At 43.3% G+C, this 16852-nt stretch carries 12 protein-coding genes; 1 reads left to right on the plus strand and 11 read right to left on the minus strand.

Translation table 11 applies throughout. The features are described 5' to 3' along the window. Positions 1 to 167 precede the first annotated feature (167 nt). The 9 genes from coaE to I2432_RS07435 all read right to left on the minus strand — a co-directional run bounded on the left by coaE (position 168) and on the right by I2432_RS07435 (position 13106). Positions 168 to 761 carry a dephospho-CoA kinase gene (gene coaE / locus I2432_RS07395; RefSeq protein WP_043031187.1) on the minus strand — a complete coding sequence of 198 codons (594 nt, stop codon included), beginning with the start codon at positions 759 to 761 and terminating at the stop codon, positions 168 to 170. Further along, a complete protein-coding gene (mutM, locus tag I2432_RS07400) occupies positions 761 to 1579 on the minus strand; it encodes a DNA-formamidopyrimidine glycosylase (protein ID WP_111710704.1) in 819 nt (272 codons plus the stop codon). Before mutM ends, coaE begins: the two co-directional genes overlap by 1 nt. A 474-nt stretch (positions 1580 to 2053) precedes the next feature. Next, entirely contained in the window at positions 2054 to 3853 is a 1800-nt protein-coding gene (locus I2432_RS07405; protein ID WP_111710705.1) for a glycoside hydrolase family 35 protein, read from the minus strand. Positions 3854 to 3978: 125 nt separating this feature from the next. After that, complete coding sequence (locus I2432_RS07410) at positions 3979 to 8619, minus strand: exo-alpha-sialidase (protein ID WP_206158699.1); 4641 nt, start codon at positions 8617 to 8619, stop codon at positions 3979 to 3981. A 172-nt stretch (positions 8620 to 8791) separates the two neighbouring features. Then, complete coding sequence (locus I2432_RS07415; protein ID WP_111710707.1) at positions 8792 to 10150, minus strand: PTS sugar transporter subunit IIC; 1359 nt, start codon at positions 10148 to 10150, stop codon at positions 8792 to 8794. A 64-nt stretch (positions 10151 to 10214) separates the two neighbouring features. Beyond that, a complete protein-coding gene (locus I2432_RS07420; protein WP_021321011.1) occupies positions 10215 to 11531 on the minus strand; it encodes a PTS sugar transporter subunit IIC in 1317 nt (438 codons plus the stop codon). Then, positions 11524 to 11856: a PTS sugar transporter subunit IIA gene (locus I2432_RS07425; RefSeq protein WP_012677594.1), complete on the minus strand. Its 333-nt coding sequence runs from the start codon at positions 11854 to 11856 to the stop codon at positions 11524 to 11526. The genes I2432_RS07420 and I2432_RS07425 overlap by 8 nt, the downstream gene beginning before the upstream one ends. Before the next feature lie 9 nt (positions 11857 to 11865). Then, complete coding sequence (locus I2432_RS07430) at positions 11866 to 12183, minus strand: PTS sugar transporter subunit IIB (protein WP_037581536.1); 318 nt, start codon at positions 12181 to 12183, stop codon at positions 11866 to 11868. 23 nt (positions 12184 to 12206) lie between these two features. Continuing rightward, positions 12207 to 13106: a DUF7916 family protein gene (locus I2432_RS07435; RefSeq protein WP_111710708.1), complete on the minus strand. Its 900-nt coding sequence runs from the start codon at positions 13104 to 13106 to the stop codon at positions 12207 to 12209. Positions 13107 to 13285: 179 nt separating this feature from the next. On the opposite strand from I2432_RS07435, the gene I2432_RS07440 reads away from it, so the two are divergent. After that, positions 13286 to 14488 carry an ROK family transcriptional regulator gene (locus I2432_RS07440; protein WP_043040893.1) on the plus strand — a complete coding sequence of 401 codons (1203 nt, stop codon included), beginning with the start codon at positions 13286 to 13288 and terminating at the stop codon, positions 14486 to 14488. A gap of 167 nt (positions 14489 to 14655) precedes the next feature. On the opposite strand, the gene I2432_RS07445 is transcribed toward I2432_RS07440, so the two are convergent. Further along, complete coding sequence (locus I2432_RS07445; RefSeq protein ID WP_111690574.1) at positions 14656 to 15132, minus strand: NUDIX hydrolase; 477 nt, start codon at positions 15130 to 15132, stop codon at positions 14656 to 14658. Between the two features lie 300 nt (positions 15133 to 15432). Then, entirely contained in the window at positions 15433 to 16764 is a 1332-nt protein-coding gene (locus I2432_RS07450; protein WP_206158700.1) for a GntP family permease, read from the minus strand. Between the last annotated feature and the right edge of the window lie 88 nt (positions 16765 to 16852).

The raw sequence follows: 16852 nt of genomic DNA on the forward strand, positions 1-16852 counted from the left end.
TATCTATAGTCGTTTAGTTGATCAGTATCTAGTCTAATACAACACAAAAGCCTTATCGCGCCATAGATGGAACGATAAGGCTTTTGACATTCTCTCTAAATTCAATCAAAGATCATAACAATACTCACAAAAATAGCACTAGACAAAAGAAGTGTGACCTCACAATGTCACACCTCTAGGGTCTGCAAAGCCTTTTTGAGCTGCACCTCTAAGGCTTGTAAATCACCATTGTTGTCAATCACGACATCAGCATAGACTTTTTTCTGAGACATGGGGAGCTGACTTGCTATCCGCTGCTTAGCAGCTAATTCGGTCAATTGATTGCGCTCCATAAGGCGCTTGAGCTGTGTATTGTCATCAACATAAAGAAGCCAAATAGCGTCAAACCAATCCTGATAGCCCAGCTCAACCAAAAGCGGTAAATCCATAAAGAAAATATCCTCTGTTTGAGCCAGCTGCTCCTTTTTCTTGGCTAAGGCTTCTCTAATGATAGCATTCTGCTGCTGGGAGGACTTAGCCATGCTGTCTGCATGAGCAAATAGCAGCTCTGCCAGCTTAGGCCTGTCTAGCTCTCCTGACGGTAGCAAAATGTCCTGACCAAAGGTCTCAAGCAAGACCTGATAAAGCCTTCCTCCCTTTGCTTGCAACTCATGTACCACCTGATCGGCGTCAATGACCTGATAGCCTGCTTGCCTGATCAATGCAACAGCAGTTGACTTTCCAGAGGCAATGCCTCCTGTAATACCAATGATTTTTGACATTATCGTTGACACCTAGGACAGACATGTGTCCCTCTCCCTCCAACCTTTAATTTCACAATAGCTGCACCACAGCGCTGACAGGGCTTGCCTGTTTGACCATAAACCATCAAGTAGTGCTGCATACTGCCATTCATTCCCAAGGTATTTTGATAGGTCCTAACCGTCGAGCCACCCTTTTCAATACCTAGCTGTAAAATACGAATGGTCTCATCATGGATACGTTTGATTTCCGCTTTTTTTAGACTAGCAGACCGACGCTCAGGATGGACCTTGGCCGCCCATAGAACCTCATCTACATAGATATTGCCAAGGCCAGCCACCAGAGTCTGATCCAAAAGGTGGGGCTTAATGCTCTTTCTAGACGCAAGCAGAGCAGCTTCAAAGGGCTTTAAGCGAAAGGCTTGCTTGGTAGGCTCAGGACCAAGCTGACGCTTCTGAAAAAAGGCAGCCAGCTCAGATTTTGGCAGCAGCTCAAAGGTCCCAAACTTTCTGACATCTTGATAAACCAAGGTGGAGCCATCAGTCATGGTCAAAAACACATGAAAATGCTTCTGATCAGGCACTGTATCAGAAAACAAGAGGTATTTGCCCTCCATACGTAAGTGCGAAATCATAACCAGCTGACCAAAGTCAAAGAGCAGGTACTTCCCACGACGATCCACCCCTTGCACCTGCTGCCCAGGGATCGTCATCACAAAATGCTCAAGGTCTGTTTTGACCATTTTAGGCACCTTAACTGTCACTGCTGCAATCTGCTTGCCAACGACTAAGCGCTCAAGCCCGCGTCGCACTGTCTCAACCTCAGGGAGTTCAGGCATAATTAAAGATACCAAACGCGCTAACAAAGAAACTACATGACCAAAACCAGCAGAATCAGCCAGTCTTAGCGTCTTTTGCTCAGCCTCAATGTCACAAACACGCTTCCTTTCTATAGGCTACTATTAGAAAGCCCCGCCCAAAACCTCAATAGGCTTGAGCACAAGGGACTATCCTTTGATAAGAACTATTATCATTCTTATTTTACGCATAATCCATAAAGAAAGCAACTCTCACGAACAGGCCTTGGCCCATTTCTATTGACCAACCGTCCTTGCCAGCTAGACTAATACAGTAGGCAGGCTGAGACTTCAGTCTAAAAAGGAGTACACTGCTTGTTCACCCCCCACCTGACAAGCCAAAAAATCCCTTGAACCAGCTAATTGTGAGCTGACCCAAGGGTAAAAGGAAGTGTAAGCTTATAAGACAGTGAAGGACAAGCTACCACTAAAAGCCTTGGCTAACTTAGGCTTAGCTTAGCTGTTCCTTTCGTCAGATTGAAGGCAGTCTAGACTGATCGGCTTGTCAACAAGACGGATACTGTCCTGGTAAACACCTTCTGTTTCAAAAATAATAATGTCATTTAATCCCTTGTTGAAATAGCCCTTTGGAATATAAAGGGTTAATAAGGGACCCACCTCCCAAAAACGACCGATAGGGTGCTGATTGACAAAGACACAGCCCTTTCCAAAGCCAGTCATATCAATATAGCTTGCCTGAGGCTCATGACATTCAAACTGATAATGATAAAAACCGGGCTGCCCCTCGTAAAAATCACCATCAAAACGAAGCTGAGACAGATCATCAAGCGGCAGACAATACATCTCCCAATTGGTCACAAAGTGCAAGTCAGCCATCATGCCACGTCCTAGTCCCTTACATTGACTAGGTGCTGTCAGCTTGTGCCCATAATTGACCCGGCCCATATTTTCAATTAAAACATCGACCTGACTCAAGGCATGCTTCTGATTAATGATGATGTCATCACCAATCGTCTCCTGATACTGTGTTGCAACCCTTTGCCCATCTAAAAAGACCTGTGCTCTATCTCTACTATCAATCAAGCGTAAACGCTCGTCCTCACGCTTATCCTTCAAAAGATGTGTCCGATACAGGATATAGCCTGTTGATTGCCCTAGAGCCTCCATGTTACTAGGGTAGCAAGCAGTCTGACAGCTGCTGATACGCTCTAGCGTACTAAAAAGACTAACCTTATCCTTTAGACCAATAAAAGGCAAGGACATCAATGGCTTAAGCAAGGGAAGTGTCGTCTCTAGCTCCGGAAATTGTGCTGTCAAGCGCTTTTGGATCGCGTAAAACTTAGCTGTCGGATTGCCAGCCTCATCTAAGATGGCATCATAATCATAGGAGGTCACCTGCGGCAGATCTAGCTGCTTTCTGGCAGAGCAGCCATTCATAAAGCCAAAGTTTGTTCCCCCATGAAACATGTAAAGGTTGATGCTGCCTTGAGCCAAGACCTCCATAACAGCATCAGCTAGCTCCTCAGGGTCGCGTTTGATGATAGGCTCATGCCAACGATTGAACCAGCCGTCCCAAAATTCCATACACATTAAAGGCCAAGCCTTACCATGCTCAGAAAAGAAGGCCTGCATGTCAGCAAAATTGTCCTGGGCCCTTGAGCCAAAGTTGCCAGTCACAAAGACATCATCTTCAATCAGACTACCGGCTCTAAGGGTTGCCCGCCAAGGACCATCTGCTGTAAACAAGGGCGCACTGAGGTGCTCTTTCATCAATGCCTTAATGGCTTTTAGATAAGCCTTGTCCTCTCCATAGGAGCCATACTCGTTTTCAAGCTGAAACATCAAAATATTGCCGCCCTGCTGCCATTCATGCCTTGCTAGCCTCGGCAACAGCGCCTCATAATAGCGCCTCACGTAGGCTAAATAGGCAGGATCAGACGACCTGATATGACAATTCTTTGTCAGCAGCCAAGCAGGCAAGCCGCCAAATTCCCATTCTGCACAAATATAAGGACTAGGTCTGACAATAGCATACAGCCCTAAGCGCTGCGCCAGCGTCAAAAAGGCTTCCACATCTAATTGGCCAGAGAAATCATAGCTTTCCTCCCTAGCCTCATGTAAATTCCAAGGGACATAGGTCTCAACGGTATTAAATCCCAGTGCCTTTAAATTATAAAGAGAGTGATACCAATCATCTGGGTGAATTCTAAAATAATGGATAGCCCCTGACAGGATTTGCAGCGGTCTACCATCTAAATAAAACTGATCAGAAATCTGAAAAGGTTCCAAGCTCATTTCCTCACTTACTATTATTAGTTGCCCACTAAGTCTCATTGTTGAGCTTATGTCGGCTGATTGATGTTAAGCTCAATAGGCTAAACTGCTGTTATAGCAATAACGATCCCGTCTCTCCTCTGCTATTAGGCTGTAGCAGGATCAGGATAAGACAGGGTATAGGTCTTGTCATCTGTCAATCTAATGCCGTATTTGGTTTCAACAATAGTATGGTCAAACTGCGGTAAAACAGTTATCGGTCCTTCAGGCATACTCTCCAGAGACAATTCAAATATCGCTGTGTCTGTGCCATCTCCTGAAACATAGCTGGCAAGCTTATCTACGCCATTTACAGTAACTGCTAACTGATGATCACCCAGAATAAACATCGGTTGATTGAAGGTAACCTGAATCGTTAGTGTTGCTGCGCCATTTTGTTTTGGAGCTACTGACGTTATTGTTATTTCTTCAATTTCAGCCCTATCCTCACGAAACTGGTCTGAGATCATCTGCTTGATATTAAAGGTTGAATAGGTGATCTGACCACTGTATTCGTATAACAAACCAACCCTCTCGTCGTCTAGTTGAACCAAGCTAGAGTAAGCAAAACGCTTTGGCTCAAAAATGGTTGAAGCGACCCAATGAATGCTATCGTCCTCTAAGACCTCACCGACACGCAGAATCCCTTTCATGCGTTGATTTCTAATCGTCAGCTGCTCACCTGAGGGCTCTCCTAAAGGATTGGATAAGACAACATATTCCTTGCCATCAACCATCATGTGAATAGCTGATAGATTAACATATGGCTCTGGGAGATCTGTGACAGTTGGATTATCCTCCCAGGTTGCACCGTAGTCTGTGCTTCTGGCAATCACGATTGTCTTTCCGGTATTGCGCATAAACTGTAATAAGTGACCATTGTTTAGCTGAATGATTTGATTTTCTGTCAATTCTGTCACAGAGGTATCAAAGTCTTTAGAGGTTGTGTGCTGGTTATTGCCATAAATTCTGCCATCATTTGGTGACTCACCTCGCTGCCAGGTCTGACCGCCATCATCGCTAAAGATAATCGCACTGCTTTGACGGCCTAGACTAGCTGATGTCGCATTTTGTTGGTTGGTATAGTAAATCGGGAAAACCAGACGTTTCACCTGCTCACCCTCTGCATTGACTGCGTCTATTTCAATGCCAGCTGCGGCACCCGTACCTAAAAATCCCATCCAATCTTCTTTGATTTGTGGCGTGACATCAAGAGGTGTAGACCAGGTTTGCCCTTCGTCTTCACTGGTTAGCAGCCATAAAAAGCTAGTCATGTAGGTAAATAGAGGAGCTGTTTGCGAGCCTTCTCTAGTAATGCCCTGCTTAGTGCCACCACTTCTCAGATAAATATTCCCTAGTAGAATATCCTCTCCTGCCCCTGTTTGATAGAGGTTGCCGCGCGTGCTAAAGGCTGTCTCAAAATTGCCCTCATCAACATACATATCTGTCTTCTTGCCATTACTGTCGTAAACAATGCCCTCCTCACGTACAGTATATTTATGATTATCAAAATCATAAAGGTTTAAATAATACTGACCGTTAATCCATTCATAGCCTGAGCCTGCTTTAGAAGCAACAGCGCCCTGTGACTCAGGAAAGACATCTACCAGCAAATAAAGCTTGCCAGAAGCGTCTGTTAGCAAGGTGGAGTCTATTGAAAAAGCAGATTGAGTCATGTTGGTATTCCAATCAGCCAAGCTATACTGTGTTGTAAAATAAGGCTGAGTTGGCATATCTAAGACCGTAATGTTATTACTCCAGGTTTTGCCATCATCATGGCTTATCCTGACAACAGTTGCAATGTCTCCCCAGTCATTGTAGTGCTTCTTGCGTGCATCTGAGGCAGCTACTAAGGTGCCTGATGGGGTTTTAACAACGGAGGGAATACGGTACTCAAAGACCCCTTCATCATACTTATCCCAAACGTTCGTCTTTTCGCCAGTAACTGGTCGAAGGGTTGGCTGATGAGCCTTGGCAATATCTGTCAGATCATAGACATCTGTATCAATCAGCACCTGATCAACCAGTCCCTTTAACCCCCAATGGAAGGCTGATTCGCCATCATAAGATCGGCTTAATCCTCCAACCGTTACTGTATCAGCAGAAGCCTTCCAAGGCAATTGCTTCATAAACCCAGCAAAGTCAGCTTCTCCATATAAGTCACCATTCAAGTAAATCTTTAGCCTAGACCCTGTAAAGACATAGCTGATCGTCTGCCAGTCTGAGTTAGTTAGTAGGTTAAAGCCTGAGCCCACTTTTACAATCGGCACCTCAGCTCCTTTAAACTCAAGACCTATTTTATTATTTTTAGGCTCGATAAAGAAAGAGGCGTATTCATTGGCTGATGCTTGATTTGAGATCGATAACAGGGCTAAAGGCGCTGCACTCCTTACGGTTGTATCAGCAGTATCTAGGCGGTACCTGATTGTTACTGTTCCCTTATTTAAGCTCATCACATCGTCTAGCTTGCTAAGAACCTCGTCATCTGTTACGGCTGCTTTTTCTGCCGTTGCGTCCAAAATAGCATTGCCTAAATCAACTAAAATGGATGCTTGATCTGAGATTGGCTGATCTGAGATATAGCTTGCTTCTATGCTTGTATAAACAGCTCTTCCACCTTCTGTGGTGTATTTGACCTGATAGCGATCAGCGCTTCCTAAGAGCTCCTCTGGCTCAACCCATTGCCAATTGGTTGGTAGGGCAACTGTAGACAAGGGCTCTCCTTTTTGACCATATAGCCCTTCCTTTGGCAATACTGTTAGAATAGCCACTTCTCTTGCAATTTTTGCTGTTGGGGTCACTGTTGATCCTAGATTAGCAGCCTCAGGAACTGCACTATAGTAAATATTATAAATACCAGGAGCTAGCTCAGACAAGGCTGACAAATCATCTCGACCAGCAGCCTGTAAAGCAGCATTGGTATTTCCACCCTTGTTAGTAAACAAATATTCATTTTCAACTGAAAAATCAACCACATACCCTTCCTGGTCAGTGGTTACAGCTTGAGCTAAATCAGGACTGGTTCCCTCTAGCATGGTCAAATCCTTGACCCCCTTGAGAACTGGCTGTGAGGCATAGTAGGCTTCTGAAGCAGCCTTTTGCTCAGCGTCTTGGTAATAACGCACATAGTCAATCACAAAGGCTGTCTCATCTGAAGCTAGATAGTAGCCTGCATTTTTACTCCAATTACCTCCAGTAGCAAGGTTAAACTGGAGGTATTGTGGCTTGTTAAAAGCAGCAGCGGCAGCCTCTAAGCGTTCATCACCGGTTAAATACATGGTATTGTAAACAATCCCATCAACATACCATTCAATCTTATCTGGATACCAGTTAATACCAAAAATATGGTAGTCATCATAAAAGTCATCACTTAATGTCAGATTGCCACCCAATGCAGTTGGACTATAGCTGCCGTCCTTATCTGCATCACCATTGACGTAGTAAAAATGAGGAGTCCCATAAACCGTCTTGTTGCTTTGATCACCTTCGGCAAGCTCACCCTCATGCTCTCCGTTAGGAGCACCGATTAGCTCCATAATGTCAAGCTCACCTGTGCTTGGCCAGCCATAGCCTTGAGTTGACGCAATATCACCATCTAAGGTAAAATCAGCCCCCAATGTCCAAAAGGCTGGAAAGGCTCCCTTACCCTTTGGAAGCTTGGCCCTAGCTTCGATACGACCATATAAAAATTCTTGCTTGCCAACCGTTCGTACGCTTCCTGAATCATAAATGACCTGACGTGCGCTTGTTCCTCCTCTAGGATTGGCATAACGGTCCTCACCCTTACGCTCTGTGACATTTAAAACAAGATTACCATTTTCAAGATAAACATTATCTGTGCTGTCTGTGTAGTGCTGCTGCTCATTTCCACGAATGCTTCCCAATTCGTATCCCCAGTTCTCCTGATTGAGCTGATCTCCTGAAAACTCATCCTCCCAAATCAATTCATAATCATTTTCCTCTACGAGACTCACGTTATCAATACTAGCAGAGGCAGCCAAGGTTTCTGGTGAAGAGGCTTCCAACCATTTGACTAAGCCAACAAAGGTTTCTGAAGTCGTTGCTGTAAAGGAGAATTTAATATGTGACCAAGTACCGTCTGTATCTGTGAGGCTGACCTCTTTGATAACAGGGCCTTGAAGATTGTGATTGGCCTCTTTAGCAGTAAGGTATAAGCCATTATGAGGTGTGTCAGCTTCAACCTTCACATCAGCCTCTAGCGTATAGGTTTTCCCAACCGTTGTAGACACCTTTTGGAGGATATGCTCATCTAAAGTGCCGCTTGTTACCTCAGCATAGCTATTATTATTCTCTGTTGTAAGGACTGAATGACCTCCCTCTCTATATTGCCACTGATTCTTATTGGACACATAATCATTATCAAAACCACCATTAGCCACCTTATTGAGCTCAACAGGAGCGTTAGACTTCTCTTCGTCTGCTGTCTGATCAGCAGCATTGCTGGTCACAGCAGCAGCTACCACTGCCTCCTCTGCTGTCGTCTCCTCTGAGGCTACTAAAGCCTCGCTATCTATATCTGTGACTTGAGGCTCCTGCTCATGGCTTGTCTCTGCTACTGCTGCTTGCGTAGGCTGCTGCAGGCTTACCTCTGAAACGTCATCAGCATAAACAGCCACTGGCAGACCAGCAGCAAGACCAATACCCACACACACTGAAGCAACACCGACACTAAGCTTTTTGATGGCATATTTTCTAATTTGCTCTTTTCCGATAGGATTAAATAACATGTTTATTTCCTCACTTATATATACATCATTTTTAAACACAATAGCTTTTCAAAGGCCCATTTAGCCTGATCCAGTGCTGGTCAGGCTAACGACCTCGTTATAAAAACGCTTTCAATTCAGCGCTTAAAAGAAGATATATCAGACAAAACCGATATATCCTCTCACAAAGTGACTAACCTGCCTTTTCAATATCATTATCAGCCATTTTAACAAATGGAAGGTAAATCAGGGTTGCCAAGGCCAAATTGACAATGGATAACACAATAGCACGCCAATCAAAGCCAGTTGAAAAGAAACCATACAAGACAGGCGGCATTACCCAGGTCACATTTTGCGTAACGGGTGCAACCAAGCCCAGACTAGTTGCGATATAAGCAACACTTGACATAACAGCAGGACAAACAATAAACGGAATAAACAACAAAGGATTTAAAACAGTTGGTAAACCATACATCACTGGCTCTCCTATATTAAACAAGACAGGAGCAACACCTAGCTTAGCCACCTCACGATAGTGTTCATTTTTAGACTTCCAGAAAATAGCAATCAATAGCCCTAAGGTCGCATACCATACAAAGGCACCATAAGAAACACTCGTCCAAAGATAAGGAATCGCCTCATGCTTTTGATAAGCCTCCAAATTAGCCAAGAGGGCGACACCAAATACTCCCTCCATAATTGGCGCCATAACGTTGCCACCATGAATCCCAAAGAACCAGAAAAATTGGGTCAAAACAGCTACCAAAACAACAGCAATAAAGCTTTGTGATAAGCCCAAAAGTGGGATTTGCAAGACCTTATAGATCCAATCAATCATCAAAGAACCCGTTAGCTTTTCAAAGACAAATGTTAAAATAGCTACGCTATACAATGCGCAAAAGCCTGGTATGATAGATAAGAAGGGCTTGGCTACAGCAGGTGGCACACTATCTGGCAATTTAATTGTCCAATTTTTTAACATTAATTTACAAAAAATAATAGAGGCTAAAAAGCCAATCATAATTGCTGTAAAATAACCATTGGAGTTAATTTGCGCACCAGGCAATAGGCCTGAGATGGTCACATTAAGTGAGCTGCCGCTGACAGTAACACCACTGTCCTTAAAAGCCGTCACAAGATCAACACCCTTGAGACCTGACGCGTCAATGCTAGAGGTAACAGAATCCCCAATCGCAATCACAAAGGCAGCTAAAGAAACCAAACCTGATGAGAGCGTGTCTGTCTTGTAGATTTTAGCGACATTAACCCCTAAGCAATACACAAATAGCAAGGACACAATCGAAATGCTTCCCTTAAAGACAAGGTTGTTGATGGTTACCCACCATTGGAAGGCCTCTGTAATGCCTTGCAAGCCAAATTGGTCTGGAATATCCACTAAAAAGGCATTGATCAACAGGGCAATAGAGCCTGTCATCACAACCGGCATCGTTGCAATAAAGGAATCTCGCAAGGCCACTAAAAATCGTTGATTACCAATCTTCGTAGCAATTGGCAGCAGCTTTTGCGAAAGAAAGTTCATATAATTATTCATTCATAGCTCCTTAAAAGAATCATAAAACAGCTAAGATAGAGCAGTAAAGGCTCTCTCTAACAGCTTAGCCTTCATTTTTAGTTTGCTCGCTCGCCTGCCATCTTCTTTCCACATTAATAATAAACGGCAAGTAAAGAAGAATATCTAGAATAATTAAAACAAGCTGTAGGACTGAGGCTTGCCAGCTACCCGTTGCCAAAAATCCTGAAATAACAGGCGGCATGGTCCACCCCGGATCAGCATAGGTGCCAGGTACAATGCCAGAAGCAAAGGCAAAATAAGCGACAAACAAATTCATAACAGGTGCTAGTACAAAAGGAATAACTGTCAATAGATTTAAAACAACCGGTAAGCCAAACATGGTCGGCTCGTTAATGTTGAAAAACCCTGGAATCAAGGTCAATGGTGACAAGACCTTTGCCTGCTGACTAGCCTTGCGACGACGTGCTAACCAGGCTAAAGCCAACACCAAGCCAATGGTTGCACCAGCTCCGCCGATAAAAACAAAGTTATCCATAAATACAGACGTAAAGACATGCGGCAATTCCTGACCAGCCTTATGAGCTGCCATATTTTCAGTCAAGTTAGATAACCAGATCGGCTTCATAATAGGATTGTTTAAGACATTTCCACCATGCACACCACAGAACCATAAAAAGCCATTAAGAAGAACAACGATAAAATTACCAAATAAGGTACTTCCCAGCAAGCCAAATGGAACTCCTAGTACGGACTTAACAATGTCATGGACATTTGGCAGGCTAAAATGATCCAAGAAAGCATAAACAGCAAGCCAAAACACAATAATCACCGCTCCAGGAATAATGGCGCTAAAGCTTTTTGATACTGCAGGTGGTACACCCTCAGGCATCTTAATCCGAATATCCTTTTTCATAAACCATTGATAAGCATAGCCATTTACCAATCCTAAAACAATGGCAACAAACAAGCCGCCTGATGAAAGGTAAGAAGGCGCAATACCCGCTACCTCACCCAAGGCTTTACCAGATTCATTGACAAATGGAACAGTAAACGGTGTCACTGTTAAAAAGGCAGAGATATTAATAATCCCGGCAGAAATTCCGTCTGCCTTATACTGCTTAGCCAAGCTATAAGAAATCCCAAATGCCGCAACCAAGGCAATCAGATTAAAGCTCGAATCTACTCCCTTCCACAGATAAGTAGAGACACCAATCTCACCAAGCCAAGCTTCCCAACCAGGAATCGGCAGGCTAGCAATCACCATTAAAAAGGACCCAATCAAAATCAAGGGCATAGCGTAGGTGATCCCATCACGAATAGCAATAAGAAAGCGATTGCTTCCTAAGCGACCAGCAACTGGAACAAGCTTTTGCTGGATAAAATCTTCAAATTTAGTCATTGTTACCTCCTTGTGACGTTAACCTTTCATAAATAGATACTAGCTCCCTTGCCAAATCAACAAAGGTAATACTAGTCATCAAATGATCCTGACCATGAACTAATAGTAGGCTTATTGGCGTAGCATTTCCTCGTGCCTCCTGAGTCAGCATATCTGTTTGTGAATGATGAGCCTGCACCAATGCCTCATCAGCCTGCTTTAGACTGTCTTTGGCTTGATTGAGCTCTCCCTTTTTGGCAAAGGCAATCGCCTCCATCGCAAGCGACTTGGCACTACCACCATGCATGATCAGGCCCATAATCGTCTCTAGCTGCTTATCTTCCATGACCACCACCTATTTCATCAAGCTTTCAGCTAAGGCAATAACCTTATCACCATTCATCATACCGTAATCAACCATTGGCACAACCGCCACTGGAATGTCCTTTTCTGCCAAGCTTTCTTGAAATGCTGACAATTGATAAGCAACCTGTGGCCCTAATAACACCACATCAACAGGATGACTTAGAGCATAATCCTCTGCCTCAGTCAATGGCAATGCAAAAATATCTGCTTGCAGTCCTCGATTGTCAGCAGCCTTTTCCATCTTTGTCACTAATAGACTGGTACTCATACCCGCTGCACAGGCCAACATAATTTGTTTTTTACTCATGATCTTCTCCTTTATCCCAAATCCTAACGTCGAATAGAGCGCGACATTCTCACAATGGTATGTCTTTTTCCTCGGATAGCGTCACTAAGAGCAAAGATATTTTCCACTGGCGCAATCCCGCTATAGCCAGCATCACCAATATGATGAATATCGACACCACAGATTTTATTGCGAATGGCAATATCTCGAACAATTGTAGTATCTGACCCTTCCTGACTCGTTCCAATAGCTGACATAACTAGAGCATCGTGAGCATGCACCTCCTCAACAATAGCTCTAAGGTCATCCTCTGTAAAGCCAGGAACTGTCCCAACAGCAGGAACTAAAATCACATCAGCTCCAGCCTCTATAAATCGCCGAACAGTTTCTAAGTCAATCACCGCTTCATTGGAGCCAGCAGCATGCATCTTCCCAGCAATAATCAAGCCTGAAAAATAGTCCTTGGCCTGTTGAATAGCTCTTTCAATTTGATTATTGCTAACACCAGTGCCTGGATTTCCTGTCAAGCAAACAAAGTCAAAGCCTAAGGCTTCAATCTCTTGAAAGGTCTTAGCTGTCGCCTGTCGCCCTTCTACTAGCTCCAAGCGCTTTTCAGTCATGTCAACGTCCAAATCAATTGGTTCTAAATTAACACCAATTGGACGCCCCACCAGACGACGCAGCTCTAAAATAGGCTGATCAGTAGCAGGTAGACCAGATATTTGAACATCAAAGACATCTACACAATTCAGCAAAATCAAATCAGCACTAAAGGCTGCGGCAACCTCAGCGTTCGTAAGGTCATCTCCAGTCCAAGAGGGTCTTGGCGCTACATTTTCTGAGACAATGGTACGTCCCTCGCTTGCCTTAATGGCTTGCTTTAGCTCTAACGATGTTAACTGTAGCATTTCTGAGCTACTAGCACTCAATAATCGTGTTTTCATCGCTTCTCCTTTATTTTTATTTTAAAAACATTAACAAAAGATAAATAAGATTTAACTCTTATTTGTTTACTTTTTATAAACAAATAAAGTATATTCTATTTACCAATATTTGTCAACGTTTTCAGGAAGGATTTTTAATTCTTTTTTGGTATGATAGAGGTACGATAATAGAGGTTACTATGAAGACGGATAAACAACAAGAGCTTTACGCAAAAATTTTAGATACGATTTATGCCCAACGGCCTATTTCACGCATTGATATTTCAAAGCTAACGCACATCACACCTGCTACAGTAGGGGCTATCACTAAAGAGCTGCTAGCACAGGGGTGGATACACGAAATCGGAGAGCTGACGGACCACTCCGTTGGCCGCAAAAAAATATTACTTGATGCTTCGGCTAATGCCTTTTATTTTGCTGGTGTCGAATTATCCGAAAAGCATTTCTATTTGGTCATTACAGATAACCTGGGTACCATCTATGCCAAGCACAACCAACAGATCGACCCAAGCATTTCCTCCTACTACAAATCGGACTATATCTCTGGGCTGATCCAAGCCTTCCTCAAGCAGCACAAGCACTATGATGTACAAGCCATAGGAATAGCACTGCCTGGGCATTACGATCATTCCACCTCCAGCTCAACACATATTAACACCAACAATCCCATCTGGCAGCAGGTCGATTTAACCGCAATTGCGAAGTCCTTCCCTATTCCAGTGGTCTTTAGCAACAATGCTCACTGTATGATTATTGCCAAGCGCTTATACGAGCGTCAGGCACATAATCACAATTTTATTTTCTTTCATGTCGGACGAGGCATGCACTGCTCCTATATGTATAAGGGGGTCATTTATAGCCGTCACAATGCTGTTGTTGGGGAAATCGGACATACCATTGTCAACCCCACTGGAGAGCTTTGTGAATGTGGCAAAAAAGGCTGTTTACAGACCTATGCCAGCAATGCCTGGCTACTCAAAAAAGCAAAGCTGCTGCATCAGTATGCCCCCAATTCTCATCTAAGAAGCCTTGTCGATAAGGCCTGTGAGCTCAAGCTAGACCATCTCTTGATTGCCTATGAGCTTGGTGATGTCGGGGTGACCACGCTCATTCACACAGCTATTGATTACCTTGTTTTATCCCTGTCTAACCTTTCATTACTGATTGATACCGAGCAAATCTATCTCCATGGCAGATTTATCAGCCATCCTCTTATATCCTCCAAAATTCTGCAAGCCCTGCAAAATGACATTAAGCTTCTTAGCAATCAAAAAAAGCCAGAAATCATTGTCATGCCTTTTTCTGTCTATAATGCCGCTGTGGGAGCTACAGGCTTATGTATAGATGAGCTTTACCTCAATTATAAAAATAAATATGACTGATAAACTCCACTCCTACCAATAACAACTAAAGCTTTAAAGCCCATTTGAGAAGCCCTTTCTCAGGTGGACTTTTGCATTATGTGATTTTTAGTCCGTCACGCTCCGTAAGGTGCGAAACAAATGATAACCATAAAAAAAGAGAGACACTTGGTTCTCTCTGCTCTATCTTAATGCCCCATTTGAAACTCATCAGCAAAATACTCCGCCAGCATCAGTCTATGCTTGTCTGAGATTGAAGGCAGCTCTGCAATCTCTTCTCTAGAAAAATAACCAAGCCTTAAAGTTTCGTCATTTTGATAATCAATGACTGTCTCAGCTGCCTGGGCTGTTACCTCATAAAGCATAACAACGGTCTGAACCTTGTCACCATTTGGATAAGTCTCTTCAAAATTGGTATAAACATTCAACAGCCGTAAAGGTTCTACTGTAATCCCCGTCTCCTCATAAAATTCACGCTGACAGGCAGCAACAGAAGACTCCCCAAGCTCCATAGCACCACCCGGAATTGCCCAGGTTTTCTTATCTGCACGCAGCTGCAAAAGCACCTTACCTTCGGCATTAGCAAGGATCCCACCAGCAAAGGTCAGAATAATGTTATCATGCCCCACCTTTGAGCGAATATAAGAAATGTAGTCCTGTGTCATCATAACTCCCTTCATTGCCATCATAAGATTAAAGCCAGTCAGCTGGCGCAATTGCTGCTTTTTTGCCAACCAATAAGCAATGCAGGCTTTGTCTCTTGTCCTTGATAGGCTGGCAAAGCATATAGCCCTAATTTTTCAACCCGATTATATCACATTTTCTAAAGGCAAGAAAGAAACAGGCCATGCCAAACGCGCGAAACAATTCTTTCCGAATGATAGTATAGAGTAAAGCAGACAGCTTCAATGATTTTCCTATCTATAAACTAATAGACCAATGGTTTTCCATTGATCTACTGTGTATTAAAAAAACAGGCTAGTTAAAATAATAATGATTTCGGCTACCAAAGTACTACCAAAAACTGTAATAAAGGTTTGTTTAAAGCCATTTTTATGATTGAGACCAGTAAGGCTCAAGAAGGTTAAAAAGACTCCAGACTGTGGTACAATGGTCAAAATATTAGAGGCAACAGCTCCCACACGATGAATGATCTCAGGTGAAACGCCTGCATCTAAATAATATTGAGCGAAGTTTGGCATTACGATCCCTAACGCTCCTGAAGACGAACCTGTAATAGCTGCCATAGCCGAAGTCAGGACAGTCAAGCTGATCACAGGTGGCCCAGGAATATTCAAAATGATGTCTGAGAATACGCCAAAACCAGATGCTGCTGTAACAACAGAGCCGAAAGCTACTGCAGAGGCTGTCGCAAAGATTGGACCAACCGCACCGCTAGCACCAATGCTGAGGGTCGCAATTTTCTTATCAATGTACTTGTTAAATAAAACGATAGCTGAAATAATTCCTGTCAAGAGGGCCACATAAATGATATTTTTCTTAACGAACTCATCTCCTAGCAGACTGCCTGTGATGGCGATAGCAATCAAGAGTGCCAAGGGCAGGATACTGGCTACAAATGATGGTAAAACCCTCTCAGCTGTGTCTTCATTTGTTTGACTAGTATAAGTCGCATAGTTTTCGCCAACTTCTAAACTCTTAGTCAAACAACGCTTCATATAGAAAAGACCAAAGGCGATACAGCCAACACTCCCCAAAATACTTGGCACCAAGGCTGCGGTTAAAGACGTGTTGAGGTATTGTATAGGGATAACGTTTTGAATCGCTGGTGTACCAGGTAAGATCGTCATAGTAAAGGTTGCAATCCCCAACCAAAGTGGTACTTGAATTAAGTTCCATGCTAAGTCCATCTTTTTAAAGAGAGAGCGCGCCAAGGGTAGAACAGCAAACATGACCACGAAGAGACTAATACCACCATAAGTCAAGATAGCACTGATGATAAAAATAGCCACCAAGATACGGTAAGGGTTTTGATAACCTACTTTTTTCAAGATAAATTCAGCAATGGAAACTGTTGCACCACTGACTTCCATCAATTTAGCTAAAATAGACCCCAACAAGAAGATAGCAAAGTAGCTCATGATATAGCCACCCAGCGCGCCCATATAGTTATTTGGTTCCTTACCCAAGAGTGACTCAACTAGTGGCATACTATTTAGAAGGACAACCAAAATCGTTGCCATAGGAGCCGCAATGGTAATATGAATTTCCTTTAGAGAAAAATAAACGATGGCAATAATGCCCAGCAAGACCCCAATTGGTCCTAAAAATTCCATAGTATTTCTCCTCTCACATTCAAAAGGAGCAAGAGATAGAGCAATGTCACTCTATCTCTAACCCTCCTATTTGTACTGAACGGACAGC

This window comes from Streptococcus equi subsp. zooepidemicus, from assembly GCF_015689395.1.
Lineage (GTDB): Bacteria > Bacillota > Bacilli > Lactobacillales > Streptococcaceae > Streptococcus > Streptococcus equi.

Bases quoted from the DNA above. Each gene is read 5' to 3' on its own strand.
- coaE (WP_043031187.1), bottom strand. From the start codon at position 761: ATGTCAAAAATCATTGGTATTACAGGAGGCATTGCCTCTGGAAAGTCA.
- mutM (WP_111710704.1), bottom strand. From the start codon at position 1,579: ATGCCTGAACTCCCTGAGGTTGAGACAGTGCGACGCGGGCTTGAGCGC.
- I2432_RS07405 (WP_111710705.1), bottom strand. From the start codon at position 3,853: ATGAGCTTGGAACCTTTTCAGATTTCTGATCAGTTTTATTTAGATGGT.
- I2432_RS07410 (WP_206158699.1), bottom strand. From the start codon at position 8,619: ATGTTATTTAATCCTATCGGAAAAGAGCAAATTAGAAAATATGCCATC.
- I2432_RS07415 (WP_111710707.1), bottom strand. From the start codon at position 10,150: ATGAATAATTATATGAACTTTCTTTCGCAAAAGCTGCTGCCAATTGCT.
- I2432_RS07420 (WP_021321011.1), bottom strand. From the start codon at position 11,531: ATGACTAAATTTGAAGATTTTATCCAGCAAAAGCTTGTTCCAGTTGCT.
- I2432_RS07425 (WP_012677594.1), bottom strand. From the start codon at position 11,856: ATGGAAGATAAGCAGCTAGAGACGATTATGGGCCTGATCATGCATGGT.
- I2432_RS07430 (WP_037581536.1), bottom strand. From the start codon at position 12,183: ATGAGTAAAAAACAAATTATGTTGGCCTGTGCAGCGGGTATGAGTACC.
- I2432_RS07435 (WP_111710708.1), bottom strand. From the start codon at position 13,106: ATGAAAACACGATTATTGAGTGCTAGTAGCTCAGAAATGCTACAGTTA.
- I2432_RS07440 (WP_043040893.1), top strand. From the start codon at position 13,286: ATGAAGACGGATAAACAACAAGAGCTTTACGCAAAAATTTTAGATACG.
- I2432_RS07445 (WP_111690574.1), bottom strand. From the start codon at position 15,132: ATGACACAGGACTACATTTCTTATATTCGCTCAAAGGTGGGGCATGAT.
- I2432_RS07450 (WP_206158700.1), bottom strand. From the start codon at position 16,764: ATGGAATTTTTAGGACCAATTGGGGTCTTGCTGGGCATTATTGCCATC.